Source organism: Paenibacillus cineris (assembly GCF_018333335.1).
Classification (GTDB): domain Bacteria; phylum Bacillota; class Bacilli; order Paenibacillales; family Paenibacillaceae; genus Paenibacillus_AQ; species Paenibacillus_AQ favisporus.
Genome location: NZ_BORU01000005.1, coordinates 480,848 through 507,262 on the forward strand (window position 1 = coordinate 480,848; position 26,415 = coordinate 507,262).

At 54.0% G+C, this 26,415-nt stretch carries 19 protein-coding genes and 1 tRNA gene; 18 read left to right on the forward strand and 2 right to left on the reverse strand.

Going from position 1 to position 26,415, the window contains the following annotated elements:
• The first annotated feature begins 133 nt into the window (after window positions 1-133).
• From KI379_RS31610 to KI379_RS31640, 7 genes are all read left to right on the forward strand, one after another.
• Entirely contained in the window at window positions 134-1,888 is a 1,755-nt protein-coding gene (locus KI379_RS31610) for an ABC transporter ATP-binding protein (protein WP_244879509.1), read from the forward strand.
• The gene (locus tag KI379_RS31615; protein WP_089548393.1) at window positions 1,881-3,701 is read left to right on the forward strand and encodes an ABC transporter ATP-binding protein; all 1,821 of its coding nucleotides are present in this window, start codon (window positions 1,881-1,883) and stop codon (window positions 3,699-3,701) included. The genes KI379_RS31610 and KI379_RS31615 overlap by 8 nt, the downstream gene beginning before the upstream one ends.
• 386 nt (window positions 3,702-4,087) lie before the next feature.
• Complete coding sequence (locus tag KI379_RS31620) at window positions 4,088-5,917, forward strand: sensor histidine kinase (protein ID WP_212986018.1); 1,830 nt, start codon at window positions 4,088-4,090, stop codon at window positions 5,915-5,917.
• The gene (locus KI379_RS31625) at window positions 5,898-7,472 is read left to right on the forward strand and encodes a response regulator transcription factor (RefSeq protein WP_212986019.1); all 1,575 of its coding nucleotides are present in this window, start codon (window positions 5,898-5,900) and stop codon (window positions 7,470-7,472) included. Before KI379_RS31620 ends, KI379_RS31625 begins: the two co-directional genes overlap by 20 nt.
• Before the next feature lie 97 nt (window positions 7,473-7,569).
• Window positions 7,570-8,895 (forward strand): extracellular solute-binding protein, encoded by a 1,326-nt coding sequence (locus KI379_RS31630; RefSeq protein WP_163881438.1) that lies wholly within the window; start codon window positions 7,570-7,572, stop codon window positions 8,893-8,895.
• A gap of 30 nt (window positions 8,896-8,925) precedes the next feature.
• Window positions 8,926-9,801: a carbohydrate ABC transporter permease gene (locus tag KI379_RS31635; protein ID WP_089548390.1), complete on the forward strand. Its 876-nt coding sequence runs from the start codon at window positions 8,926-8,928 to the stop codon at window positions 9,799-9,801.
• 17 nt (window positions 9,802-9,818) lie between these two features.
• On the forward strand, window positions 9,819-10,691 hold the full coding sequence (locus KI379_RS31640) for a carbohydrate ABC transporter permease (RefSeq protein WP_076174289.1): 873 nt from the start codon (window positions 9,819-9,821) through the stop codon (window positions 10,689-10,691).
• Window positions 10,692-10,786: 95 nt separating this feature from the next.
• Here KI379_RS31640 and KI379_RS31645 read toward each other — a convergent pair whose 3' ends face one another.
• Window positions 10,787-11,605, reverse strand: a complete 819-nt coding sequence (locus KI379_RS31645) for a helix-turn-helix domain-containing protein (RefSeq protein ID WP_076174292.1) — start codon at window positions 11,603-11,605, stop codon at window positions 10,787-10,789.
• Window positions 11,606-11,743: 138 nt separating this feature from the next.
• Here KI379_RS31645 and KI379_RS31650 point away from each other — a divergent pair, with 138 nt between their 5' ends.
• Both KI379_RS31650 and KI379_RS31655 read left to right on the forward strand, forming a co-directional pair.
• Window positions 11,744-12,517 (forward strand): sugar phosphate isomerase/epimerase family protein, encoded by a 774-nt coding sequence (locus tag KI379_RS31650; RefSeq protein WP_212986020.1) that lies wholly within the window; start codon window positions 11,744-11,746, stop codon window positions 12,515-12,517.
• A gap of 41 nt (window positions 12,518-12,558) precedes the next feature.
• Window positions 12,559-13,578, forward strand: a complete 1,020-nt coding sequence (locus KI379_RS31655; RefSeq protein WP_212986021.1) for a Gfo/Idh/MocA family protein — start codon at window positions 12,559-12,561, stop codon at window positions 13,576-13,578.
• Window positions 13,579-14,178: 600 nt separating this feature from the next.
• Here the strand turns inward: KI379_RS31655 and KI379_RS31660 are convergent.
• Window positions 14,179-14,252 (reverse strand) — tRNA-Arg (locus KI379_RS31660).
• A 260-nt stretch (window positions 14,253-14,512) separates the two neighbouring features.
• Between KI379_RS31660 and KI379_RS31665 the strand changes: the two genes are divergently transcribed.
• The 9 genes from KI379_RS31665 to KI379_RS31705 all read left to right on the forward strand — a co-directional run bounded on the left by KI379_RS31665 (window position 14,513) and on the right by KI379_RS31705 (window position 26,345).
• Entirely contained in the window at window positions 14,513-15,454 is a 942-nt protein-coding gene (locus KI379_RS31665) for a hypothetical protein (RefSeq protein ID WP_208629382.1), read from the forward strand.
• Between the two features lie 141 nt (window positions 15,455-15,595).
• Entirely contained in the window at window positions 15,596-16,933 is a 1,338-nt protein-coding gene (gene tig / locus KI379_RS31670) for a trigger factor (RefSeq protein ID WP_212986022.1), read from the forward strand.
• Between the two features lie 334 nt (window positions 16,934-17,267).
• Entirely contained in the window at window positions 17,268-17,858 is a 591-nt protein-coding gene (gene clpP / locus KI379_RS31675) for an ATP-dependent Clp endopeptidase proteolytic subunit ClpP (RefSeq protein ID WP_076174335.1), read from the forward strand.
• 12 nt (window positions 17,859-17,870) lie between these two features.
• Window positions 17,871-19,127 carry an ATP-dependent protease ATP-binding subunit ClpX gene (clpX, locus tag KI379_RS31680; protein ID WP_076174338.1) on the forward strand — a complete coding sequence of 419 codons (1,257 nt, stop codon included), beginning with the start codon at window positions 17,871-17,873 and terminating at the stop codon, window positions 19,125-19,127.
• A gap of 118 nt (window positions 19,128-19,245) precedes the next feature.
• Window positions 19,246-20,343, forward strand: coding sequence for a flavodoxin-dependent (E)-4-hydroxy-3-methylbut-2-enyl-diphosphate synthase (ispG, locus tag KI379_RS31685; protein WP_076174340.1), 1,098 nt, complete (start codon window positions 19,246-19,248; stop codon window positions 20,341-20,343).
• A gap of 236 nt (window positions 20,344-20,579) precedes the next feature.
• On the forward strand, window positions 20,580-22,334 hold the full coding sequence (gene lonB, locus KI379_RS31690; RefSeq protein WP_145029139.1) for an ATP-dependent protease LonB: 1,755 nt from the start codon (window positions 20,580-20,582) through the stop codon (window positions 22,332-22,334).
• A 90-nt stretch (window positions 22,335-22,424) separates the two neighbouring features.
• Complete coding sequence (gene lon, locus KI379_RS31695) at window positions 22,425-24,761, forward strand: endopeptidase La (protein WP_163881424.1); 2,337 nt, start codon at window positions 22,425-22,427, stop codon at window positions 24,759-24,761.
• A 17-nt stretch (window positions 24,762-24,778) separates the two neighbouring features.
• Entirely contained in the window at window positions 24,779-25,423 is a 645-nt protein-coding gene (gene yihA, locus KI379_RS31700; protein ID WP_089548383.1) for a ribosome biogenesis GTP-binding protein YihA/YsxC, read from the forward strand.
• Between the two features lie 334 nt (window positions 25,424-25,757).
• A complete protein-coding gene (locus tag KI379_RS31705; protein ID WP_089548382.1) occupies window positions 25,758-26,345 on the forward strand; it encodes a non-ribosomal peptide synthetase module in 588 nt (195 codons plus the stop codon).
• The last annotated feature ends 70 nt before the right edge of the window (window positions 26,346-26,415 follow it).

Sequence of the window (26,415 nt, forward strand, 5' to 3'; positions counted from 1 at the left end):
TCCAGGACACGGTTTTTTCGCTGCTCTGCCAGGTTGGGAAAAGCCCAATCTTTTTTTTCTGTGGTATATTTTAATGGATGGGTCGGAAGCGGGTAATGATGAAATATCAATTCAGTTGAAACCAAAGGAGGGAATGGAACTCTTGAAAAGCTTCGAACTGCTCACCAATTATTTGAAGAAAAACGCGCTTCTCTACCTGACCGCCGTCATCCTGATCATCCTGTCCAACGTGGATCAGGCGCTGCTGCCTCAGATTCTCGGTAAGGTGACGGATGGACTGAAGGAACGTTCGATCGGTCGCGAGGACATCATCCGCTACAGCCTGATCCTGCTGGGGATCGCCGTGTCCTATGGCGTGCTGTTCGGCTTAGGGCAGTTTACCATTATGCGTCTCGGCCGGCGGTTCGAGTTTTTGACAAGGGGCCAGATCTTTGCCCAGTTTTCCCGCCTCAGTGAGGACTTTTTTTCCAAACAGGGGACCGGCAAGCTGCTCAGCTATGTCATGAACGACGTGACTTCGGTTCGGGAAGCGATTTCATTCGGAGTCACGCAGACGACCAACGCTGTGTTCATGGTCATCTCCTGTGTTGTCATGATGCTGGTTACAGGTATACCGGTAACTCTGATTCTGGTCAGCGTGTGCCCGCTGGTCGCCATTCCGTTTCTGGTCATTTATTTCGGTCCCCGTATCCGGAACCGGTCGATGGATGTGCAGGAAGGGTTGGCCACGATGACGGAATCCGCCGATGAGCAAATCGGGGGCATCCGCGTCACGAAGACGTTCGCCATCGAGGAGACGGCGCAGCGCCGGTTTGACGAGACGGTCGACGGGGTGCGCAGCGCGCAGCTGCATCTGGTGAGGATGTCATCCTTGTTCCAGGCGCTGCTTCCGTTCTTGGGGGCGTTATCCCTGGTCGTCTCGCTGCTGGTCGGCGGATATATGACGATTCAGGGCCGGATGACCCTTGGAAGCTTCGTTGCGCTGACCTTCTACCTCCGGATGCTGACGGGACCGCTCCAGCAGATCGGCAACGTGATTAACATGATGCAGCGCTCGGGAGCATCCCTGGAACGCGTCAACCGGCTGCTGGCCCGGGTGCCGAGCGTGAGGGACAAGGACGACGCTTCGGACCTTGCCCGCATCGGGGATATCGCCGTGGACAACTTGACGTTCTCTTATCCGGGGACGTCAGAACAAGCGCTTAAGGACGTCAGCTTCACCATTCCGGAAGGCCGCACCGTCGGGCTCATCGGCCGCACCGGCAGCGGCAAATCGACGCTGGCAAAGCTGCTTCTGCGCATTTATGAGCCTCCGGCCGGCAGCATTAAGGTGAACGGCCAGGATATTACCCGTGTGACCCTGGAGTCGCTGCGCCGCAAGATCGGCTATGTGCCGCAGGACGGGTTTTTGTTCAGCACGGATATCGCCGACAATATCGCCTTCAGCGACCGCTCCGCCAGCATCGAGCAAATCCGCGAGGCAGCGGCCCAGGCTCTGCTGCTGGAAAGCGTCAACTCCTTTGAAGCGGGATTTGAGACCCGGCTCGGCGAGCGGGGTCTTACGCTGTCCGGCGGTCAAAGGCAGCGCGCGAGTCTGGCGAGAGGGCTGATGAAAAAGCCCGAGCTCCTGATTCTCGACGACAGTATGAGCGCCGTCGACGCGATGACGGAATCGGGCATCCTCGGCAATTTGATCCGGGAGCGAAGCGGCAAATCGACGCTCATTATCGCGCACCGGATCAGCAGCGTCCAGCATGCCGATGAAATCATCGTGCTGGATCAAGGCCGCATTGTCCAGCGGGGCAGCCATGAGGAATTGATGGCCTGTCCGGACGAGCCATATGCATCTTTATACCGGATTCAACAGGAGGGACTGCAGCATGCCTAATTCTTCAGCCGCTGCCCTCAAGGCAACGCAAGCAAAGGATGCAGCGGACAAGAAAAAATCATTTGAAGCCTTCAGGGCGATACTGGCTTACGGCAAACCGCACAAGTGGGCTTTTGCCGGCGTGTTTGTCTGTGCGATCCTCGGCATTTCCGCCGATCTGCTGCAGCCGTATCTGGTCAAGATCGTGATCGACGATCATTTGGCTGTCGGCGGCAGGGACATGGGTTATATCGCTACGATCGCCGGCATTTATCTCGGCATTTCGATCGTCAGCTTCTTATTCACGTATTTGCAGAATAACCTGCTGCAGTACGCGGGTCAAAGCATCGTGGCACGGATACGGAAGGATTTGTTCCAGCATATTTCCAAGCTGTCGATGTCCTATTTCGACCGCGTGCACCGCGGCAGTCTGGTGACCAATGTCTCCAGCGACACGGAGACGATCAGCCAGTTTTTCACGCAGGTGCTGCTCAGCTTGATCCGCGACGGCATGACGCTCGTACTGATCATTGTCTTTATGTTTCAGCTCGATACGACGCTGGCCTGGTATTCGATGATCGTCCTGCCCGTCATCGGCCTCGTGGCCTTCCTGTTCCGCCGCTATCTGCGCCAGGCGTACCAGGTAACCCGGAGCCGCTTGTCGCGGTTAATCGGATTCATTGCGGAGAATTTGTCCGGGATGGGGCTGATTCAGGCGTTCCGCCAGGAAGAGGAGCAGACCCGGCGTTTTAACGAAAATAACCAGAGCTACTGGGAAGCGAACATGAGGGAGGTCCGCGCCAACGTGCTGTTTAACCGGACCTTCGACATTCTGGGCAACGTCGCCCTCGTCACGGTTGTCTGGCTGGGCGGACTGGCGGTATTCCATGAGCATATGGCCGTCGGCGTTCTGTACGCGTTTACGAGCTACATCCGGCAGTTTTTCCAGCCGATCAACCAGATCACGATGCAGTGGAACACGTTCCAGTCGACGACCGTATCGATGGACCGGATCTGGAAAATATTCAGCACCGAGCCGGAAGTGAAGGATCCGGAGCCTGACAAAACGTGCCGTCTGCGCTTGTCCGAAGCCCGCGGCCGGGTCGACTTCAATCACATTTCTTTCGGCTATTCGGAATCCAAGCCGGTCATTCCCCATCTCGACCTCCATTTGAAGCCCGGGGAGATGGTCGGCATCGTCGGCACGACGGGAGCGGGAAAGAGCACGATGATCAGCCTCTTGAACCGGTTCTATGACGTTAATTCCGGCAGCATCAAAATCGACGGGGCGGATATCCGCGATATTCCGCAGCAGCAGCTCCACCGTCTCGTCGGACTGATCCAGCAGGAGCCCTATCTGTTCGCGGGAACCGTCCTCGATAACGTCCGGCTGTTTCAGGAGGACATCTCCCGTGAAAAGGTGATGGATGCCTGCCGGTTCGTCGGCGCGCACGACATGATCATGCGGATGTCCGGCGGATACGACACACTCCTATCGGAGCGGGGCAGCGGCCTGTCAGCCGGGGAGCGGCAGCTGATCTCCTTCGCGCGGATCATGGTCTTTGAGCCGCGGATCCTCATCCTGGATGAGGCGACCGCCAACCTGGATTCGCATACGGAGCAGCTGGTGCAAAGCGCGCTGGCGAACGTGTCTACCGGGCGGACGACACTGGTGATCGCCCACCGGCTGTCCACGGTCATGCACGCCGACCGCATTCTGGTCATGAAAGACGGCCGGGCGATTGAGGAAGGCACCCATGACGAACTGCTGGCCATGCACGGATACTATGAACAGCTGTACAATCATGCAAGACAGGCGGCCGATGAAGAGTAGCCCGGGATGCAGGGGCCGATTGGAGGCCGGCTGAGCCGGATGTATAGAAATAGAAACGGGGAGAGAGCGATGCTCTTTCCCCGTTTTATTTTGCAAACAGGAAAACGAGGCTGCCAGCGTAACAGGATCGGATCATAGCTAGCTGCGGCGCTCCCCTGGGCGCAGGCTCTGACGCGTAAAATACTCCCTCAACCGACGAGTTTTTAGAGGCAAAACGGATTCAACTGCGACTTTTTAACCATTTACTTAAGACCTAGTGATCTTCTAAGATAGTGAATAAACCTAACATGAATCTCTGCAATAAAGCCAATTGGTTTATTGGCAAGCGTTTTCAATGTTATATAATATTACATAACTATTTCATAAACCGACGCAGGAGGGATCATATGCAGCATTGGTTCGGAACATCCTTGAAGCATAAGTTGTCTCTGCTCACCATTCTGGCCGCGCTGGTTCCGCTGCTGTTCCTCGGCATTTTCTCCTACAAAATGGCCGAGAGCCTGACCGAGGAAAAGGCCAAAACCTCCGGGATGAACAATCTCAGGCAGCTGGATGTCTATCTGGAGACGATGGTCAAGGACGTTGAGAACATGTCGCTTTTTCTGATCGGCAACGAAGGCGTGCAGTCCTATTTAAAAAGCTCGGAAAGCAATTACGTGCAGCAGACCGCCGTCATCAACTTTCTGACAAGCCTCGCCTTTTCCAAAGATTATATCGCGAACATCATCGTCGAGCCGCTTGGGGCCAAGGACTCGATCTCCTACAAGTCGCTGGTGCGGTCGGAGTTCCAGGATGTCACGGAGAGGGATCCTGATTATTATGCCGAGCATCCCAAGTGGTGGTCTTCGGTCCACCGGCAGTGGACCTTTGAAGGGGTGAGGAAGATGATCACGCTGGCAAGACTGATCCGCAGCACCGATAAATACAAGCCGATCGGAAACCTGCAGATCAATCTGGATCAGGGGGTCATCGCCAGCCAGGTCCGGCAGGTGGCATTGGAAAAAACGGGCTTCGTGCTGCTGCTGGACGAGAATAACCGGATTCTCGCAGGCCCCCCGGATATGGAAACGAATCTTGCGCTGGACGCTTATTATCCTTCGATCGGCCCTTTTGAGGGACAGAGCGGGGATTTGGTCTACGGTCAGGGGAGCGGCAAGAAGACGATTTTGTATAAAAAGATGTCCAGCGTGGGCTGGAAGCTTGTCGGGATCATACCGGCTGCGGAATACAGCTCGCAAAACCAGTATTTTCTAAGGCTTACGGCTGTCGCTGTCACCGCTGCGATCCTGTTTGTCATCATTCTGGTTCTTTTTCTGATTCAAAAAATAACTAACCCGCTCTCCGCACTCACCAAATTCCTCAGAAACGCCAGGCCGGAAGAACCTCTGCCTGCACTGCCGGTCAAAACGATAGACGAGGTAGGTCAGCTGATCATCAGCTATAACCGGCTTACTTCGCGGATTGTGAAGCTCACCGATGAGGTCAAGCGCAATGAATCTCTAAAGAAGGAAGCCGATATGCATGCGCTGCAGGTGCAGATTAACCCGCATTTTTTGTATAACACCCTCTCCTCGGTGCAATGGCTGGCGCTGATGAATCAGGACGGTGCCAAGATCGCCGAGATGGTCGGCTCGCTGAGCGATTTTCTGCGGTTCAGCTTAAATGCCGGCCAGGAATACTGCACGGTGCTGCAGGAGATCACGCATGTCCGCCATTACATGAATATCCAGTCGATCCGGTATCCCGACAAATTCGATTTTCGGGTCGATGCGGCTGAGAGTTTGCACCATTTAACGATGCTTAAGCTGCTGCTTCAGCCGCTGGTGGAGAATGCGATCCTTCACGGCCTGCTCGGCCGAGAAGGGCGGGGCATGATCCGGATCGCGGTGGAGCGCAGCGGGGGGTTCCTCGATTTCGCCGTTGAGGACGACGGGATCGGAATGCCCGAAGAGAGGCTTCAGTGGCTCCGGAACCGGCTGGCGGAGCATCCGGCGGCCTACGGGCAGGAGCCTGACGCCCGCGGGAGCTACGGGCTGCGCAACGTCAACAAGCGGCTGGCGCTGCATTACGGCAGGGATGCCGGACTTCAGGTGGAGAGTGCGGAAGGAGCGGGCACGCGGATTACATTCAGGATCCCGATCGTGCAGGAGGCAAAGGAGTGGACTCGAGAACAATCAAGCAAAGGGGAGAACGAAGATGAAGGTTATGATCGTTGATGACGAAGTGATTATTCGAGACGGGCTAAGCACGGTGGTCAATTGGGAGGAGAACGGTTTTACGGTGCTGGAGCCGGCCGCTTCCGCCGAAGAAGCGCTGCAGCGGATTCCGGATGAGCAGCCCGAAATTATTTTTACCGATATCCGGATGACGGGGCTCAGCGGTATCGATATGGCCCGGGAGGTGAAAAAGCAGTTCCCGGATACCGAAATCATCATCATTTCCGGATTCGACGAGTTTGCCTATGCCCAGCAGGCGATGCGCGAAGGAGTCAGCGACTATTTGCTGAAGACGAGCAGACCGGGGGAAATCATCCAGTCCGCGGCCAAGGCCAGGGAGCGGCTGGAGGTTCGCCGGCGGAACGAGGAGGGCGGCAGGGTCCAGCAGACGATCGTGAACCGCGGGTTCTTGAGGAGACTGTTGGCTTCGGGATCCGCACCCGATGCCCGAACCGAAGCCGAGTTTTGGGACCGGTTCCCCGACCTTCGGCCCGATGCTGACGGGTTCACGGTGCTCCGGATTTGGCTGCTGTCGGTCCATTCCTCCGGCTCGGGGGAGAGGGGCGGCCGCCCGGACGGCGATGTATACCGCATCCTCGGCAGCCGGCTGGCCGAACGATTGCCATGCGCATGGCTCGAATGGAACGGTGCACTGCTTCTTCTGGTAAAAAGCCGGGGCGAGGACGACTGGAGCCGCATGAGGCCGGTGCTGGGCCATGTGGAGGCTGAGCTGGGCTGCCGGGTCACGGCTGCCGTCGGGCTGCCGTTCACCCAGCTTCAGGATCTGCCCGGCGCCTTAGCTGCCGCAGCGGAGGCCGGCTCCTATGCATGGCTGCTGCGTGCAGAACGGCGCATTCGGTATGAAGAGGTAGCCTCCCGCCGGGGCATCCGGACGGTATGCACGGTGGAGGAAGAATCCGAGCTGTTTGCCCTGCTCCGGGCGGGCGACACGTCCCGCCTGCAGTCCTGGATTACGGATTTGCTTGAACGGATCATACTGGACCCCGAGGCTACACCAGGATCGATGCAGGCTTACCTCCATTCCATTCTTGTCTCGGCCCGTCGGTGGCTGGAGCGGGCCGCCGCTTCGATCGGTTACTCCAGTCCGCTTCCTTCCGGGACTCCATTCGATATCTACGAGCTGGCCAAGTGGCCAGAACGAATCATGGTTCATGAATTGAAACAGATCATGCAGCAGTACAGCGGGATGGTATCGGCGTCCAGTCCGGTAGAACGGGCCATTGCGTACATTCACGACCACTTGGACCAAAGCCTGTCGCTGCAGCAGGTGGCGAAGCACGTCCATATGAACCCGAACTATTTCAGCGAGCTGTTCAAGCGGGAGACCGGCCGCAACTATCTCGAATACGTCACGCAGGCGAAACTTCGCAAGGCGATGAGGCTCCTGCGGGAAACGCCGGCCAAAATCAGCGAGGTCGCCGGCGAGATCGGTTACGAAGACCTGAAGTATTTTAATCGTCTGTTCAAGAAATTCACCGGTCTGACCCCTTCGGAATATCGGGCAAGTGCTGAAGTTTGTCCCTCCCTTGACTGAATTCTATCCCCTGTGGGAGACGTTCATCCTCTTTTATACTTGGGCTAATCATCGCAAGGCTGATTGAACTTCAGATTTATATCAGAGGGGGATGACCATGAAAACTACACGTAAATTAGGCATTGTTCTGCTGCTCATGACGATGCTCCTTGCCGCCTGCGGCAGTGGGGAGAGCGGAAAGCAGGCAGAGGGAAGCGCGGACGGTCAGGAGAAAGTGAAACTGACGATCTGGCACAATTTTGCAGGGGATGATTTGCGGGCCAAATCGGTCCGGAGCTTCATCGAGCAGTTTGCCAAAGACCATCCGGAGGTAGAACTCGACGCCCAGGCCATCCCGCCTGACGGTTACCGCCAGCGACTGAGCACGGTTGCCGCGGCGAATGAAATGCCGGACGTATTTTTCGTCTACGCGGGCAGCCAGTCCTCCGAGCTGTATCAGGCCAAGCTACTTCAGCCGATTACGGAGGTGCTTGACGCGCATTCGGATTGGAAGGACAAGTTCCTGCCAGGCGCTTTTGAACCGTATGAGTTCGAGCAAGGTCAGATCTATTCGGCTCCGCTGGGCATGTCGGCCACCTCAATCCTGTACTATAACAAGGCCTTGTTCGAAAAAAACAACGTGAAAGTCCCGACCACGTGGGATGAGATGATGACGGCCGTCAGCGCATTCAATGCCAAAGGCATCACCCCGATTGCGCTGGGCAACAAAGCTCCGTGGGTAGCGCAGTCCACGATTCTCGGTTCGCTCGCCGACCGGGTAACGGGAACGGAATGGTTCAAGAACGCCGCTGCGCAGAAAGGGGCCAAATTCACTGATCCGGAATTCATCCAGGCGCTAGGTCATTTTAAGGAGCTGGTGGATCACAAGGCGTTCCAGGACGGCGCCAACAGCATCGACAATACGCAGGCTGAGCAGTATTTCATACAGGGGAACGCGGCGATGATGATCAGCGGCGCCTGGACGCTCACGAACCTGGCGGCATCCTCTACGGAAGACCAGATGAAGGATATCGAGGTGACTGTGCTGCCGCCAATCCCCGGAGGGAAAGGGAAGCCAGGCACGATTTCCGGCGGTGCCGGCGGCGGACTTGCGCTCAGCAGCCGGACGGAAGGCAAAGCAAGGGAATTGGCGCTGGAGCTGATTTATGCGGTCAGCGGGCCGGATGCCCAGAAAGCGATCGCCGAGAGCAACTCCATGGTGATGTACGACACCGATATCGACAAGTCTAAGGTAACTTCCCTCTACTATAAAGCCTTCAACCTCGTCAAATCGACCGAAGTCACGCCGGTCTATGATGCTTATTTGTCGGCGGAAGCGGCCGAGGTCATTAATAACGGCCTCCAGGAAATCATGATGGGCGGCTCCGTAGAAGGCGTCGCACAGAAGCTGCAGGACGCGCAGGCCCGGTCGGCCGCGCCTTAATGACGGACATGAGAAAGGGAGGAAGCTGCCATGCCAACAGCGATGCGAAGTAAAGGATTCATAGCGCTAGCTCTTCTTCCGGCGCTTCTGCTGTTTTTGATCTTCGTCATTATTCCGGTGTTCTGGTCGGCGTATTACGGGTTTTTCAGCTGGAAAGGCTTTGGCGACGCCAAATTCATCGGGCTGGACAATTATAAGGAGATGTTCCGGGATCCGATTTTCTGGCGGGCGCTGCGCAACAATCTGATTTTGGTCGTATCGTCGATCGTCGGCCAGGTTCCGGTCGCGCTCGTTTTAGCCATCGTATTGTTCAAGAACTCGTTGTTTTCCCGGTTTGTCCGTTCGGCCGTTTTTATGCCGATGGTGCTGTCGACCGTCGTGGTCGGCCTCATCTGGGGATACATTTATCACCCGCAGTTCGGGGTTGCGAACCATGTGCTGGATCTGCTCGGCCTCCACTCCTGGACCCGGGCCTGGCTGTCTGACCCGAAGGTCAACATGCTGGCCATATCCATTCCGATCAACTGGGCGAACATCGGCCCCTACCTGGTCATTTTTGTCGCGGCGCTGCAAAATATTTCACCCGAAATCCACGACGCGGCCAAAATCGACGGCTCCGCCGGCTGGAACAAGCTGATTCACGTCACTCTCCCCATCATTTGGGGGACGGTGGTCGTCACGATCGTACTTTGCATCTCCGGAAGCCTGAAAGCCTTCGACCATGTCATCGTCATGACGGGCGGGGGGCCGGCGCGGTCAACCGAGCTGCTGGCGACGTACATGTACAACAGCACGTTCAGCGTTTACCGGTACGGTTACGGCTCGGCCGTGTCCACCATGATCATGATCGTCAGCGCGGTGCTCATCGCCTTGAACTATTTGGCGACGCGCCGCAAAAGCAGCTGAGGGGAGGAGAAGCAAGGATGAATGCAACGATTACGGCCGCTTCCCGGAGCGGCACGGGCAAAAGAGCCGTCTTCAAAGGGCTGGCCGGCTTCGGCAAGCTGATCCTGCTGGCGTATGCCGTCGTTACGCTGTATCCGCTGTACTGGCTGTTTACGAGCGCCTTTAAAACAAACCAGGACTTCTTTGCCAATCCGTATGGACTGCCGAAACAGTGGATGGCGCAAAACCTGGTGAGGGCTTGGGATCTGGGGAATATGGGAAGGGCGATGCTGAACTCCGCGGTGGTTACGGTCTCGGCGGTCATCCTGACTGTCCTGCTCAGCGTGCTTGCGGGGTATGTGCTGTCGAGATTTTCGTTCCCGTTAAAAAAAGTCGTCGTCGTGCTGTTTACGATGGGGCTTCTGATTCCGATCCACAGCACGCTGGTTCCCTTGTTTATCATGATGAAAAACATGGGTCTCCTCGACACCTACGGTGCGCTCATTCTGCCTTATACAGCGTTTGAGCTGCCGATCGCCGTTTTTCTGTCCATGGCCTACATGTCCTCGATCCCGAAAGAGATTGAAGAGGCGGCGATGATCGACGGCAGCGGATGGTGGGGAATATTCGGCCGGATGATCCTGCCGCTCTGCACGCCGATCGTGGCGACGATTTCGATTCTGGCGTTTCTGCGGTTTTGGAACGACTTTTCCTTTGCACTCGTCTTTATCAACACGCAGGCACTGAAGACGCTGCCGCTCAGCCTGTCCCTTTTCTCGGACGGTTTCGGCACGGATTACAGCCTGACGATGGGGGCGATGGCCATCGCGGTGCTTCCAACGATCGTCATCTATCTGATCCTTCAGGAGAAAATCATGAAGGGCATGGTGGCCGGCTCCACCAAAGGATAGGGTGGATGTTCAATGATCGAAAACAATCTGCTCGCGTAAAATCAGGCAATCCGTCAACGGTTCATACCGTGCGGGTTGCTTTTTGGTATAACCGTTTATTTGTCCGGCTGCGGCTTGGCGTCAGGTGCGAAGCTCTCCCTGTATTGGGCCGGCGACATCCCGTAGGTGCTGCGGAACACGCGGTGATAGTAAGAGTAGCTGGCAAAACCGCAGGTTTCAGCGATCTCCTCCTGGGTCATGGTGCTGTATTTCATCCGTTCGATGGCGGCGTTCAGCCGGATTTCCAAGGCGTATTGGATCATCGTTTTGCCGTACTGCTCCTTGAAGATTTTGACGGCTCTGGACAGGCTCAGGCCAACATGGGCGGCGGCTTCCTCCAATTTAAAGGTAACGGTGGCATGCTCCTCGACGAAACGCTTCAGCCTCAGCGCGGTATAAGCGGTGCGGTTCGCCGGCTTCGTTTCCGTGATGGCCCGGTCCAGGCAAAGGCACAAGCTTCGCAGCAGGTAACCGGTGAGCTCCACGTTCTCCCCCTCCAGGCCGCGCCTTTTTTCTAGCAGCAGCTGCCTCCACAGACCGAGTAGGCGATCGTCGCTGCCAATCCGGCTGACAACCGGCCGGCTCATCCGGCTCCACCAGGCATCGATCCAGCCGCCTTCGCAAAACAGAAAATAATCCCCGCTCGAGACGCGTCCCCCGCCGGCATCTTCATGCACCATAAGCTCGTATTCGTCTCCCGGTTTCAGCAGCAGCAGGTCCCCGCCTTGGACATGGTAATCGGTACCGTTGCAGAATACGGTGCAGGATCCTTCCGTCTGCAGCCGGAACAAATAGGTCGTCAAGCCCGCGCGGTGGCTGTTGCTGAACTGCTGGAAATGGTAGGAGTAATCGCAAATCAGCAGTCTGGCTTCCATCATGTACTCCCCTTTCTCAAAAAAACAAGCAAATAGTTCATGTTGCAATCATATTGTTTATGTTCATTTTAGCTTACTTGCATGTATGATAGTAGCAGATAGAGCAATCATTTTAATGGGAAACGAGGTGCCCTTTTTATGAAAAAATTGAACATTGGCTTGCAATTGTATACGCTTCGTGATGAAACGGCTAAGGATTTCCGGGGAACGCTTCGCAAAGTGGCTGAGCTTGGGTACGAAGGTGTGGAGTTTGCCGGATACGGTGACATTCCTGCTGAAGAAATGAAAACGCTTCTTCAAGAGCTTGGTCTTCAAGCGATCGGCGCTCATGTGGGCTTGCATCTGCTTCGGGCCGACCTGCAGAAAGAGATCGATTACCTGAAAACGATCGGCGCGACAACGATGATGTGTCCTTACGTTGCACCGGAAGACCGGGAGAACATCGAGCAGTGGAAGGAACTGTTTGCTTTCCTGGAGGAAGTGGGTACTGAGGCGTGCAAACAAGGATTGACCTTCGGATATCACAACCACGATTTTGAATTCGCGGACAAGATTGACGGCGAGTTTGTATTCGACGCTATGTATTCCTCCACTTCGCCTGAAGCTGTTCAAGTGGAAATGGACGTATGCTGGGTACAGTTTGCCGGACAGGATCCGCTCACCTATATCCCGAAATATGCCGGACGCCTGCCGCTCCTTCACCTGAAGGACTTTAGCAGGGATGCCGAAGGCAACATGAAGACGCTTGAGCTTGGTCAAGGGGACGTGAATTTGCCGGGCGTCATTCAGGCCGCTACCGATGCTGGTACGCAGTGGCTGATCGTCGAGCAGGACGTGTGCCAGAATCCTCCCCTGCAAAGTGTGGAGAACAGCATGAACTGGCTGAAACAGAACTACCTGAACCAATTTTAATTTAATGAAGATCAGAGCCGAAGAAAGGGAGATTTGTATCCATGAATAAAATTAGAGTAGCGGTTTTCGGCTGCGGCGCCATCGCCCAGCGCAGACATATTCCTGAATACGCAGCGAACCCGAATGTGGAGCTGGTTGCTTTCGCGGATCCGCTCAAGGAGCGCGCTGAAGAGGTGGCGGCACAATATGGTGCCAAAGCATACACCGACTACAAGGAACTGCTGAAGAACGAGAAGCTTGACGCAGTCAGCGTATGTACACCGAACTACCTTCACGCTTCGATGAGCATCGATGCAGCGAATGCCGGGCTTCACGTCCTGGTGGAAAAGCCGATGGCGACCACGAAGGAAGAAGGGGAGCAGATGATCGAAGCGGCCCGCAAAAACGGCGTCTTCCTGATGGTGGGCCACAATCAGCGCCTCATGCCTCCGCACGTGAAGGCCAAAGAAATTCTGGATTCCGGCAAGCTCGGCAGAGTGCTGACGTTCCGCACGTCTTTCGGCCACGGTGGTCCGGAAAGCTGGAGCGTCGACGGACGCGACAGCTGGTTCTTCCGCAAGGATGAAGCGATCATGGGCGCTATGGGCGACCTTGGCGTACACAAATCCGACTTCATCCGCTATTTGCTGAACGATGAAATCGTGGAAGTCGCCGGCTTTATCGGTACCGTACATAAAGAAGGTACGGACGTGGACGACAATGCGACCTGCATCGTGCGCATGAAGAGCGGAGCTGTGGGCACGCTGATGGCGAGCTGGACGCACTACCGTTCCGGCGACAACGGTACGGTGCTCTGGTGCGAAAACGGCTGCATGAAGATCGGAACCGTTGAAGGCGACGAGGTTATCGTCGAGCTGACCAACGGCACTGTGGAAACGTACAAGGTCGGCGCCATGGCGACGAACGAAAAGCAAGTACCGAGCGGCGTCATCGACGCGTTCGTGGAATCGATCCTGACCAACACGCCGCCGCAAATTTCCGGCGAAGAAGGTCTGCGTTCCCTGAACGTCATCCTGGGCGCGTTTGAATCGCAGGACACAGGCAAAATCGTTAAGCTGTAACAAGCATGGAATAGAGAGGACCTTGGGGTAACCCTGGGGTCCTCTTTTTTGTGTTCAGCTGAGCGAATGGGGGGGAAGGTTATGGAAGAGGAAATTCTCGGTACGTATGCTCCGACGACCCCTGGAGGGGGTTCTTAATTCCCTCCTAGAACTAAAAAAGCTCTCCAATAAGGAGAGCTTATCAATCGTCCCAGCTCGGGATACCGCCCTGACGGGCGGACTGCGAAGCGGATGCTATCGATGTTTATGCTTCAACGAACCCCTTGAGGGGTTCTCAATTCCCTCCTAGAACTAAAAAAGCTCTCCAATAAGGAGAGCTTATCAATCGTCCCAGCTCGGGATACCGCCCTGCGGGCGGACTGCGAAGTGGATGCTACCGGAGCGTATGCTCCGACGAACCCCTAATGAGGTTCTCAATTCCCTCCTAGAACTAAAAAAGCTCTCCAATAAGGAGAGCTTCCAAACGTCCCAGCTCGGGATACCGCCTTAACGGGCGGACTGCGAAGCGGGTGCTATCGATGTTTATGCTCCGACGAACCCCTGCTGGGGTTCTCATCCCTATGGACGCAAAAACACCACTCATAGAGTGGTGTCATTTTACGTCCCAGGAGGGATTCGAACCCCCGACCGACGGCTTAGAAGGCCGTTGCTCTATCCAGCTGAGCTACTGGGACATGAAAAATTCAAGCAAGAAAGATCATAACATATATTTGTGATAACATCAACATGTTTTTCTTTCCTTTCTCAAAGCCCCCCCTCATCTGTCTCCGGGCATAAGAAAAAAGTTGTTTCAATCCCCGTTTATATTATTAATGGTTTCTATACGTTTTTCATAGAACGAATGGATTCCCCGTCCATTCACATGTTTTTTTTCAAGTTGAAAGAGGTATGCTATAATCAACAATTATTTGCACAAGCACGGGGAAAGGAGGGAATACATATTAAAGAACATATTTCCCCAGCGAAGGACAACGTCATTCTTTTTCCAAAGACGCTCGACTTCTATCAGATTCAGCTGACCGTCATGCTGGAAAATGAACGGTACGGGGAAGCGATGGAGCTTTTGCGTTTTCTGCTGCAGTGCCAAGGGCAGGATGAGAGGCATTATGAAGAATGGCAGGCGCTTCTGGAATGGCTGGAAGCCGCTTTTCCACAATATATGAATCACGGCGGCGGGCAGGGCGCAGGCTTGGACTCTGATGAGCATGAGGAGGAGCCCGACGAGGAAGAAATGAAACGGCAGAACGTGCGGGCCAAGCTGGCCGAAGACCAGCATTACGCCGACAAGCTGCTGCACACCGCCATGGAAGAGCCTTTATCGGAGCAGACCATGCTCGCTCTCGAGCAGCTGTCCTATCTGGAAGGCTCGGATATTGACGACAAGCTGGTGGGGTGGCTGATGCAGGCTCGCCTTCATCCGCTGCTGCAGTTCAGGGTGCTTCAAACGCTGCGCAAGCGCGGTATGCAGGGCACGGTGCAGTTTAAGCGCGGACAGGAGCAGGTCAGCGTCGATATGGAGACGGTGCCCTTAACGCCGGAGGAGTTTCCGCCGCAGGTGGCAATGGTAACGGAGCGCGTGGCTGCGCAGACCGAAGTGCAGGAGCCGACGCTGTATTATTTTGCCCAGGAGCTGTGGTCGCAGTTTATTATGGCGATCTATGGAACGGAGGATTACCGGTCGATTCTTGACGAGGACGACACGACGATCGACATCTGGGCGGCTGCCCTGCATCAGATCGTCACTGAGAGCCTGACAGGCAGCCGCAACGAGGAGGAGTCCCGGGCGATGTACGGGATCACGGACACGATGCGCTTCCGTTTTGAGCAGGCTTATCGAAGCTTCAGGCAGTTCGTGTCGGCCGGCATGCAGGAGTAGGTGATCGGAAACGTTTACCTGAAGAGTTGCCAAGGGCTTGCCCTTGAAAAACACGGCAATGTTGTTTATACTATAATGGTTATTCTGTGCGTGCTGATAACTTAAGTACATGTGAATTATTTTTGGAGGGGAAAGCATAAAATGAAAGCAACCTGGGAAAAAATAGAGAAGAACCTTGGCGTTCTTGAAGTTGAAGTGGAAGCAGACCGCGTAGCTGCAGCCCTCGACAAAGCTTTTAATAAAGTAGTAAAAAAGGCTAACGTGCCTGGTTTCCGTAAAGGCAAAGTGCCTCGGCCGATCTTCGAAGCCCGTTATGGCGTCGAAGCTCTGTATCAAGACGCAATCGACATTTTGCTTCCTGAAGTATACACAGAAGCTGTCGACCAAACCGACATCTTCCCTGTAGACCGTCCTGAAGTAGAGATTGACCAATTCGCGAAAGGCGAAGTGTTCAAATTCAAAGCGAAAGTAACGGTTAAGCCTGAAGTGACTTTGGGCGACTACAAAGGCGTGGAAGTTCCGGTACAAAAGGTTGAGGTTTCGGACGAAGAGCTTGACGCTGAACTGAAGCGTCTGCAAGAACGTCATGCCGAACTGTCTGTTATCGACGAAGGCGCTGCCGAGAACGGAGACGTCGCCGTGATCGACTTCGACGGATCTGTTGACGGCGTTCCTTTCGAAGGCGGACAAGCAGAGCGTTATTCTCTGGAACTGGGAAGCGGCACGTTCATTCCTGGATTTGAAGAGCAGGTTGTCGGCATGGCGACTGGCGACTTCAAAGACGTGGAAGTGACTTTCCCTGAGACATATCATGCGGAAGAACTGGCCGGCAAGAAAGCCGTGTTCAAAGTGAAAGTGCATGAAATCAAGCGCAAACAGCTTCCTGAGCTGGACGACGAATTCGCCAAAGACGTAAGTGAATTCGAAACGCTCGCTGAGTACAAGGAAGACCTGAAGAAAGAGCTTCTGGCCCGCAAGGAACAAGAAGCCAAAGGCAATAAGGAAGCAGCTGTCGTAGACAAAGTTGCCGCCAACGCCGAGGTGGAAATTCCACAAGCGATGATTGACAGCGAAATTCAAAACATGATGCGTGATTTTGACAACCGTCTGCGCAATCAAGGCATGAACCTTGAAATGTTCCTCAGCTTCTCTGGCCAAACGACGGCCGATCTGCAAGAGCAAATGAAGGACGATGCCGAGAAACGGGTTCGCAACAACCTTGTTCTGGAGCAAATCGCCAAAGAAGAGAACATTGAAGTAACTGAGGAAGACATCAACAAAGAGCTGGAAGTGATGGCTGAATCTTACAAGCGTACTGCTGACGAGATCCGCAACATCCTTACAGCAAACGGTTCGCTGGGTAGCCTGCGCGAAGAAATTTCCCTTCGCAAAACGGTTGATCTCCTGGTTGAGAACAGCAAAGAAGTGGAAGCAGCCGAAGAAACTGCTGAAACTGCTGAAACTGCTGAAGAAAAATAAGAAGGAAACGGACGCGGTCATCTGCATTTGATCTAAGTGCGGAGGCTGACATAAGGGACCTATAGAGAGATAAGGCACGTATATTCATTTGCGTGCCTTATTTTTAACTAAAAGTATCCATTTATATCTAAATCTTGCATGAAAATGGATGCTTTGTTTCCATACATATTCGATTCAAGAGTCCGTTTCGGGTTATAATTGTTAGAAAACTCATACACTGTATTAAATGGTGTGGAGTGAAAAAATGACATCGTGCTTTGAACATGTTAGAATAGTGCTGTAAACTTGATTGAAGCACGCATCACATCTTTTACATGGAAAAGAGGTTGGACACATGAGTCTGATACCTATGGTTGTAGAACAAACCAATAGAGGCGAGAGATCGTACGATATTTACTCCAGATTGCTCAAGGACCGCATTATCTTCCTGAGCAGTGCGATTGATGATGATGTTGCCAATCTCGTCATAGCTCAATTATTGTTCCTGGCTGCGGAGGATCCGGAGAAAGATATTCATTTGTATATCAATTCACCGGGTGGTTCTGTCACAGCGGGGATGGGTATATATGATACGATGCAGTTTATCAAGCCTGATGTATCCACGATTTGCGTTGGTATGGCGGCGAGCATGGGATCTCTGCTGTTGACGGCCGGAGCACCCGGCAAGCGTTTTGCGCTGACGAACAGCGAGGTCATGATTCACCAGCCGCTCGGCGGTGTTCAGGGCCAGGCGTCCGACATCCAAATCCATGCGAGCTGGATTATTAAAACCAGGGAAAAGCTCAATCAAATTTACGTGGAGCGCACGGGTCAGCCCCTTGAAAAAATTGAGCGCGATACGGATCGTGACTTTTTCATGAGCGCGGAGGAAGCGAAAGCATACGGCATAATTGACCAGGTTCTCACTTCACCGATTAAATCTTAAAGGGGTGTTTACATGTTTAAATTTAACGATGAAAAAGGGCAGCTGAAGTGCTCTTTTTGCGGGAAATCCCAGGAGCAAGTGCGCAAGCTTGTTGCTGGCCCCGGTGTTTATATATGTGACGAATGTATCGAGCTCTGCACGGAGATCGTGGAGGAAGAGCTCGGACATGAGGAAGAGCTGGATCTGAAGGATATTCCGAAACCGAAGGAAATCTGCGATATTTTGGACCAGTATATCATCGGTCAAGAACAAGCGAAGAAATCGCTGTCCGTTGCCGTGTACAACCACTACAAACGGATCAATACCGGCAGCAAAATTGAAGACGTGGAGCTTCAGAAGAGTAACATCCTGCTTTTGGGTCCAACGGGTTCGGGTAAGACACTGCTTGCCCAGACGATGGCCAAAATTTTGAACGTTCCGTTCGCCATCGCCGACGCGACTTCCCTGACGGAAGCCGGATACGTGGGCGAGGACGTTGAGAACATCCTGCTGAAGCTGATTCAAGCAGCTGATTATGATGTAGAAAAAGCGGAACGCGGCATCATCTATATCGACGAAATCGACAAGGTGGCGCGTAAATCCGAGAACCCTTCGATTACCCGTGACGTATCGGGTGAAGGGGTACAGCAGGCGCTGCTGAAAATCCTGGAAGGAACGGTCGCTTCGGTTCCGCCACAAGGAGGGCGCAAGCATCCGCACCAGGAGTTTATCCAAATCGATACGACGAACATCCTGTTTATTTGCGGCGGTGCCTTTGACGGCCTGGAGCAAATGATCAAGCGCCGGATTGGTAAGAAAGTTATCGGCTTTAACGCGGGTACCGACAACCAGAAAGATCTGAAACCGGGTGAATACCTCGGTCTAGTTCTGCCGGAAGACCTGCTAAAATTCGGCCTGATCCCTGAATTCGTGGGACGTCTGCCGATCATTTCGACGCTGGAGCCGCTCGATGAGAAGACGCTAGTGCGTATTCTGTCCGAGCCGAAGAACGCGCTGACGAAGCAGTATCAGAAACTGCTCGAAATGGATAACGTAACGCTGAAATTCGAGCCGGAAGCCCTTGAAGCGATTGCCCGCGAAGCGATCAAACGCAATACGGGTGCCCGCGGACTTCGGGCCATCATTGAAGGCATCATGCTGGACGTAATGTATGAGGTTCCTTCCCGCGAGGATATCAAGGACTGCATCATTACGGAGCAGGTTGTCAAAGAGAAGATGATTCCGGAATTGATCAGCAAAAAAGATAAAAAACAAGAGGAAAGTGCGTAATCTGTTATTGTAAAACAGATGCCATTTTCCCAAATTTAGGTGCCGATTCTCCACTTCCGCCCTGCCGCTTGCTTCGCGGGGACGGGGTGGAGTCTTGGCGTTATGGGAGAGAACAATCATGTTTTTGAGACAAGACACACGGCCGGTCAAGGTCGGTAATTTGACGATTGGCGGTAACAACGAAGTCATTATCCAAAGCATGTGTACGACGAAGACCGCAAACGTGGAAGCCACGGTGGCGGAAATCCTTCGGCTCGAAGAAGCCGGCTGCCAGATTGTCCGGGTTACGGTCAACAATGTGGAAGCGGCGGAAGCCATTAAAGAGATCAAGAAACGCATTCATATTCCGCTCGTTGCGGATATTCATTTTAACTACCAGCTGGCGCTGAAAGCCATCGAGAACGGCATCGATAAAGTCCGGATCAACCCCGGCAATATCGGCAGCCGCGAGAAGGTGGAAGCGGTCGTCCGGGCTTGTAAAGAGCGCGGGATTCCGATCCGGATCGGCGTCAACGCCGGTTCGCTCGAAGCTCATTTGCTGGAGAAATACGGGTATCCGACGCCTGAAGCTATGGTTGAAAGTGCCCTATATCACATAGGCATTTTGGAAGAGCTCGACTTCCACGATATTATCGTGTCTCTGAAAGCCTCCGACGTGCCGATGGCCATCGAAGCTTACCGTAAGGCGGCCGAAGTGATTCCTTATCCGCTGCACCTTGGTATTACCGAATCGGGAACACTGTTCTCCGGTACGATCAAAAGCTCGGCGGGCATCGGCGCCCTGCTTTCGATGGGCATCGGCAGCACCGTGCGTATTTCCCTGAGCGCAGATCCGGTGGAAGAGGTCAAAGTGGCGCGTGAGCTGCTCAAGACCTTCGGCTTGATCTCGAACGCCGCAACGCTCGTGTCCTGTCCGACCTGCGGGCGGCTGGACATCGACTTGTTCTCCATCGCCAACGAAGTGGAAGCCTACATCTCCCAGCTGAAAGTGCCGATTAAAGTGTCCGTGCTTGGCTGCGCGGTCAACGGTCCGGGCGAAGCGCGTGAAGCGGACATCGGCATCGCCGGCGGTCGCGGCGAAGGACTCCTTTTCCGTTACGGAGAGATGATCCGCAAAGTGCCGGAAGCTGAGATGGTGGACGAATTGAAGAAGGAAATCGACAGCATCGTTAAAGTATACGAAGAAACCGGAACGATCCCGGGGCGCAAACACTAATTTTGCCGCAAGAAGCCGCAGTCCTGCTTATGCAGTGCTGCGGCTTCTTTTTTGAATGAGGGCGGACAATTTTCCGAAAAAGATGCAAAAATCCCGGCCCATCCCGTTTACTCATGGGTGAAAAGGCTATACTACCATGTATCAGGCTAACGAACCTATTTCCGGCAAGATGATGTATCAATCTAATACCATGCCGGAGGAGAAGCCACTGAACTGAGAATCGGGAGGGATTTACTATGGATTTAACCATGATTATGATGCTGGTACAATTTTTCTTTGCGATCATCATCGGCGTCTATTTTTGGAATTTGCTCCGCGGGCAGAAGACGAACCGCACCGCGGTGGATCGGGAATCACGCAAAGAGATGGATAAGCTGCGCAAGCTGCGTTCGGTTTCGCTGACCAAGCCGCTGGCCGAAAAAACGAGACCGCAGTCGCTGCAGGATATCGTCGGACAGAAGGACGGGCTTCGTGCGTTGAAGGCCGCGCTGTGCAGCGGGAATCCGCAGCATGTCATTATCTATGGGCCACCGGGGGTCGGGAAAACCGCAGCCGCCCGGGTCGTGATGGAGGAGGCCAAAAAAAATCCGGCCTCGCCATTTAAAGCCGACGCCAAATTTACCGAAATCGATGCGACCACCGCCCGTTTCGACGAGCGAGGGATTGCCGATCCATTAATCGGATCGGTCCATGACCCAATCTATCAGGGGGCGGGCTCCATGGGAGTCGCCGGCATTCCCCAGCCTAAGCCAGGTGCGGTTACGAAAGCGCACGGGGGAATTTTGTTTGTCGACGAGATTGGGGAATTGCATCCGATCCAAATGAATAAATTGTTAAAAGTACTGGAGGACCGTAAGGTCCTGCTCGAAAGTGCATACTATAATTCGGAGGACAGCAACACCCCGGCCTATGTGCACGATATTTTCCAGAACGGCCTTCCGGCCGATTTTCGTCTGGTCGGGGCAACGACACGCTCGCCGCAGGAAATTCCGCCGGCACTGCGTTCGCGCTGTATGGAGATCTTTTTCCGCCCGCTGCTTCCTGAGGAGATCAGCCGCATTGCGGAAGATGCGATTCAAAAGATCGGTCTGAAGCCATGCCCGGAGGCGGTCGAGGTTGTGAAGCAGTATGCCACCAACGGACGCGAGGCGGTCAATATCATTCAGCTGGCAGCAGGTTTGGCTTTGACGGAAAAAAGGGACTCCCTGTCGGCTTCCGACGTCGAATGGGTAGCAAGCAGCAGCCAGCTTCAGCCCCGTCCGGACCGGAAGGTTCCGGAGCGTCCGCAGGTTGGCCTGGTCAACGGCCTTGCCGTGTACGGTCCGAATATGGGAGCACTGCTTGAAATCGAGGTGACTGCCGTTCCTGTCGCCAAAGGACAAGGTATCTACAATATTACCGGGGTCGTCGAAGAGGAAGAGATCGGCGGGGGCAGTTCAAGAACGCTGCGCCGCAAGAGCATGGCGAAGGGTTCCATCGAAAACGTGCTGACCGTTCTGCGCTCCATGGGTCTTTCGCCGGGCGATTACGATCTGCATATCAATTTCCCTGGAGGAACGCCGATTGACGGTCCTTCTGCCGGCGTCGCCATGGCTACCGCCATCGTTTCGGCGATGAAAGGGCTGCCTGTGGACAATCGACTGGCCATGACGGGCGAAATCAGCATTCACGGCAAAGTGAAGCCGATCGGGGGCGTTATCGCCAAAGTCGAGGCGGCCTTCCAGGCAGGAGCGACGACAGTGATCATTCCGAAGGAAAACTGGCAGACTCTGTTCGAGGATTTGAACGGACTGCGCGTCATTCCGGTGGAGTCGATCCAGGAAGCGTTCGGGCATATTTTCGGAAGCGAGCTGGACCGTCAAGTCGACAGCAGCGCTGAGGAGACGATCGAACCCAGCGCGGCCCCGGAGACATTCCCGGCAGCTTCAGCTTCCTTCCTGCATGCCAAGCCTGCGCGTAACAGCCAAATAACGGATGCCGGCTCCTGCTGATCAGGCTACAAAGATTGGTGTTTTATGTGAACATTTGCTAAAATAAAATCGAATGTCATAACCCTGAGAACGGCTGGAGGTGCAAAAGCGATGGGGCCCAGTAAATCAAAAGGCCGCCGGTTTCCTTTACTGCCTTTGCGAGGCCTTCTAGTCTACCCGAGCATGGTTCTGCATCTCGATGTAGGCCGGGAGAAATCGGTCAAAGCGCTGGAAAAAGCAATGGTGGAAGATAATTTGATTCTCCTTTGTTCTCAGTCCGAGGTGAACATAGAAGAACCAACGCAGGAAGATATTTTCCGGGTTGGCACAGTCGCCAACGTCAGACAGATGCTGAAGCTTCCGAACGGCACCATCCGGGTGCTGGTGGAAGGGATGGAGCGCGCCGAGATCATTCAGTACACGGACAATGAAGAGTATTACGAAGTCATTGCCCGCGAGCTGAAGGAGGAAGACAGCGACGATCCTGAAGTGGATGCACTGATGCGTACGGTACTCAGTCAATTCGAGCACTATATTAATTTATCGAAAAAGGTAACGCCCGAGACGCTTGCCGCAGTGTCTGATATCGACGAGCCCGGCAGGCTGGCCGACGTCATTACGAGCCATCTGTCGTTAAAAATCAAGGATAAGCAGGATATTCTGGAGACCGTCGACGTTGGCAAACGGCTCGAGAAACTCCTCGATATTCTGAATAACGAACGCGAAGTGCTGGAGCTCGAGCGCAAAATTAACCAACGCGTCAAGAAGCAGATGGAAAAGACGCAGAAGGAATATTATTTGCGCGAACAGATGAAGGCGATTCAGAAGGAGCTGGGCGAGAAAGAAGGCCGCGCCGGAGAAGTGGAAGAGCTGCGTGAGCAGATGAACAAGCAGGAGCTTCCCGAAAGGGTCAAAGAGAAGGTGGAGAAAGAAATCGACCGTCTCGAGAAAATGCCTGCAAGCTCGGCGGAAGGCGGCGTGATCCGCAATTATCTCGATTGGCTGCTTGGCCTTCCCTGGTCGGCTAAAACCGAGGACGATCTGGATATCCATAAGGCGGAGCAGGTGCTCAACGAGGATCATTACAGCCTCGACAAGCCGAAGGAGCGCGTACTCGAATACCTGGCGGTTCAGAAGCTGGTGAAGAAGATGAAAGGGCCGATTTTGTGCCTGGTCGGACCTCCGGGCGTTGGTAAAACTTCGCTTGCCCGGTCGATTGCCAAATCGCTGAACCGCAAGTTTGTCCGGATATCGCTCGGGGGCGTGCGGGATGAAGCGGAAATTCGCGGTCACCGGCGCACCTATGTGGGAGCGATGCCAGGGCGGATTATCCAGGGAATGAAAAACGCGGGAGCACTGAACCCGGTATTCCTGCTGGATGAGATCGACAAGATGGCTTCGGATTTCCGGGGAGACCCGTCTTCGGCGCTGCTGGAAGTGCTCGATCCGGAGCAGAACAATACGTTCAGCGACCATTTTATCGAGATTCCGTTCGACTTGTCCCAAGTAATGTTTATTACGACGGCGAATGCCATTCATAATATTCCGCGTCCGCTGCTGGACCGGATGGAAGTGCTCAACATCCCGGGTTATACGGAACTGGAGAAGCTTCAAATCGCCATGCGCTATCTGCTGCCGAAGCAGAAACGAGAGCATGGCCTGAACGAAGACCAGCTGGAGATCGGGGAAGAGGCGCTCATGAAAGTGGTCCGCGAGTACACCCGGGAATCCGGCGTACGGAACCTGGAGCAGCAGGTCGCGGCGCTGTGCCGGAAGGCTGCGAAGATCATCGTATCCGAAGAGACCGATAAAATTACCATTGAGCCGGACGATGTCAAGGACTATTTAGGCAGTCCGAACTTCAGATATGGCGTCGCCGATCTGGAGGATCAGATTGGTGCGGTAACCGGCCTGGCCTGGACCGAGGTCGGCGGGGTAACATTAATGGTCGAAGTCACGGTCGTGCCGGGATCCGGCAAGCTGACCCTGACCGGCCAATTGGGGGACGTGATGAAGGAATCGGCGCAGGCCGCTTTCAGCTACACGCGTGCCAAAGCCGATGAGCTTGGCATCGACCCCGATTTTCATGAGAAGAATGATATCCATATTCATATCCCTGAAGGGGCGATTCCGAAAGATGGACCTTCGGCAGGCATTACGATTGCCACGGCCCTCGTGTCGGCCCTGACCAAGAAACATGTCTCCAAAGACATCGCCATGACCGGTGAAATCACCCTGCGCGGCCGGGTGCTGCCGATCGGCGGACTGAAGGAGAAATCGCTGGCAGCGCACCGCGCCGGCTATAAAAAAATACTGCTCCCCAAAGACAACGAGCGGGATCTGCGCGAGATTCCGGACAGTGTCAAAGAAGAAGTGGAGTTTGTTCCGGTGTCCCATATGGACCAGGTGCTGAAGCATGCACTGGTGGAGCAGGCGGGAGTGCACTAGAGAGGGTTTAATTTAACATGAAAGTTACGAATGCAGAATTTATTATCAGCGCCGTCGGCCCTGACCAATATCCTGTGGACGCCTTGCCGGAGATTGCTCTGGCAGGGCGTTCCAATGTCGGCAAGTCCTCGCTCATCAACCGGATGATCAATCGGAAGAACCTGGCGAGAACAAGCTCGACCCCGGGCAAAACCCAGCATATGAACTACTATCGTATTAATGAGGCTTTGTATTTTGTGGACTTCCCAGGGTACGGCTACGCCAAAGTGTCCAAGACGCAGCGGGCGGCCTGGGGCAAGATGATTGAGAAATACATGCTGGAGCGGCAGACGCTGAAGCTGGTTCTCATGGTGGTGGATCTTCGCCACCCGCCGACCAAGGATGACGTCATGATGTATGACTGGCTTCAGCATTATGACATTCCGATCTGCGTCGTGGCTACGAAAGCGGATAAAATACCGAAGAGCCGCTGGCAGAAGCATGTCAAGCAAATGAAGGAGAGCCTCCTTCTCCGCAGCACTGATTTGTTCGTCATGTTTTCTTCGGAGCTGGGTGTGGGTAAAGAAGAGTTATGGGCTGTGATCCAGTCATTTACGGAAAACGGCGACTCTCCGCAGTCCGGGGCGGTTCCGCAGGAAGGGCAGCAGCAGGAGAACCCGTAACGCCTGAACCTAACGAAAATGCGATAAATTCGCTGTATACTATAGGGATTCAGACTTTTCGCGGGAGGAAAGTGAGCATCCCATAAGATTTTTCGGCTACAATCCGGTTTAATCCGTTATTTTATGAAATATGAAGGAAATTCATGGTTTGCTCAGCAAGCCAATGCTCGAGGATGTGCTGTATAATAATACTAAAGGTTGTTTAAAGAGGCCTTGAGCTCCTTTAACGATCTTCACCCGCCATGTCCGGCGGAAATTTTTCTTGCGATTATAGAATCGAAACGTGCTGGAGCACATCGTTCTGTAATCATAAAAAAGAATTGAGGAGATTTTTATGGCTCAGCGGTTAGCCACAGAGTATGTTCAAACGACTTTACAAATGACGGAGCAGCAATTGAACCAATTTTTGCATTCGGCGGAAAGCTGTCATGTGCATTCTTATGTGAAAGTACTGGACGGCGGAGGACAAGAAATTGTGCTTGAAGACGAAAGCGGCGAGGCGGTTCATCTCCCTCTGGAGCGTAAAGGTTCGTTATACATCTGTGAATTGTCTTGCCGCTTGGTGAACCCTCATCTGACAAACGCGGTCCGCAAACTGTTCGTCGCCTGCAAAGGAGACGGAATCGTCAATCGCATTTATCAAGGATTCACGATGATGTATTATTATGAAAAAGGCTCGGTTCGCAAAATTGCGGAAGTTACGACTTCCCAGAGTAAGCTGGTGTATGAATATAAGCATACGGCCGGAGAACTCCAGCGAATGTTCCAGCTCACCGAGGTCGAACAGGAAATATCCCGTTTGTACCAAGATATTAATTTTTGGCTCGATGAACGGAACAAAGCGGTGACCCCTGAACAGATTGCTGTTATTGACCAGAAACTGCGCCTCACCACACATAAATGGTTTGCACTTGAGGCTTGAGATGGCCTCGGAGAAAGAGAACCCTTCGGTAACTGAAGGGTTCTTTTTACGTCTTAAATGCCCGGTAAAA

Coding starts and splice junctions, on each gene's coding strand:
- KI379_RS31645 (WP_076174292.1), bottom strand. CDS start 11,605: ATGGAAGCCAGACTGCTGATTTGCGATTACTCCTACCATTTCCAGCAG.
- KI379_RS31630 (WP_163881438.1), top strand. CDS start 7,570: ATGAAAACTACACGTAAATTAGGCATTGTTCTGCTGCTCATGACGATG.
- tig (WP_212986022.1), top strand. CDS start 15,596: ATGAAAGCAACCTGGGAAAAAATAGAGAAGAACCTTGGCGTTCTTGAA.
- KI379_RS31635 (WP_089548390.1), top strand. CDS start 8,926: ATGCCAACAGCGATGCGAAGTAAAGGATTCATAGCGCTAGCTCTTCTT.
- ispG (WP_076174340.1), top strand. CDS start 19,246: ATGTTTTTGAGACAAGACACACGGCCGGTCAAGGTCGGTAATTTGACG.
- lonB (WP_145029139.1), top strand. CDS start 20,580: ATGGATTTAACCATGATTATGATGCTGGTACAATTTTTCTTTGCGATC.
- KI379_RS31655 (WP_212986021.1), top strand. CDS start 12,559: ATGAATAAAATTAGAGTAGCGGTTTTCGGCTGCGGCGCCATCGCCCAG.
- clpX (WP_076174338.1), top strand. CDS start 17,871: ATGTTTAAATTTAACGATGAAAAAGGGCAGCTGAAGTGCTCTTTTTGC.
- KI379_RS31615 (WP_089548393.1), top strand. CDS start 1,881: ATGCCTAATTCTTCAGCCGCTGCCCTCAAGGCAACGCAAGCAAAGGAT.
- KI379_RS31640 (WP_076174289.1), top strand. CDS start 9,819: ATGAATGCAACGATTACGGCCGCTTCCCGGAGCGGCACGGGCAAAAGA.
- KI379_RS31610 (WP_244879509.1), top strand. CDS start 134: ATGGAACTCTTGAAAAGCTTCGAACTGCTCACCAATTATTTGAAGAAA.
- KI379_RS31650 (WP_212986020.1), top strand. CDS start 11,744: ATGAAAAAATTGAACATTGGCTTGCAATTGTATACGCTTCGTGATGAA.
- KI379_RS31625 (WP_212986019.1), top strand. CDS start 5,898: ATGAAGGTTATGATCGTTGATGACGAAGTGATTATTCGAGACGGGCTA.
- KI379_RS31705 (WP_089548382.1), top strand. CDS start 25,758: ATGGCTCAGCGGTTAGCCACAGAGTATGTTCAAACGACTTTACAAATG.
- yihA (WP_089548383.1), top strand. CDS start 24,779: ATGAAAGTTACGAATGCAGAATTTATTATCAGCGCCGTCGGCCCTGAC.
- lon (WP_163881424.1), top strand. CDS start 22,425: ATGGGGCCCAGTAAATCAAAAGGCCGCCGGTTTCCTTTACTGCCTTTG.
- KI379_RS31620 (WP_212986018.1), top strand. CDS start 4,088: ATGCAGCATTGGTTCGGAACATCCTTGAAGCATAAGTTGTCTCTGCTC.
- clpP (WP_076174335.1), top strand. CDS start 17,268: ATGAGTCTGATACCTATGGTTGTAGAACAAACCAATAGAGGCGAGAGA.